Genomic DNA, 519 nt, shown 5'->3' with positions numbered 1-519 from the left:
GGCGGGTCGGTCGGTTCGGGGTAGGTGGTCTCCCACCCGCCACCCAGCGCATTGTACAGTCGCACCAGATTGCCCGATATGGTGGCGGTGCTCGTGGTCAGGTCGGACTGCGCGCCCAGATACTGGCGCTGCGTGTCCAGCACGGTCAGGTAGGTTATCATGCCGTGGCGGTACTGGTCCTGCGCCAGTTGCAGGGCATGGTGGCTGGCTTCGGCGCGCTGGGCCAGTTCGTCATGGCGCAACTGCTCATCGGTATAGGCGGTCAGGGCGTTATCCACGTCATGCCACGCGGCCAGCACGGTCTGCTGGTAGGAAATGGCCGCTTCCTTCTGCGCGGCCTTGCGCAGTTCAAGCTGCCCGCGCAGCCGCCCGCCCTGGAACAGCGGCAGCGTGATGGATGGCCCGACATTCCATGCCTTGGCGTTCCAGAACCCCATATCGCGGAAGGAGAGGGATTCGAACCCGAACCCCGCATTGATCGTGACACGGGGGTAGAACTCGGCCACGGCCTCGCCCACC

At 65.3% G+C, this 519-nt stretch carries 1 protein-coding gene; it reads right to left on the bottom strand.

The window, feature by feature from the left end; translation table 11 throughout:
- On the bottom strand, nucleotides 1-519 hold a 519-nt coding region (locus tag JCM25156_RS26805; protein ID WP_034961946.1), incomplete at both ends, for a TolC family protein.

This window comes from Komagataeibacter kakiaceti JCM 25156 (assembly GCF_000613305.1).
This window is presented reverse-complemented; position numbering and strand designations above follow the sequence as displayed.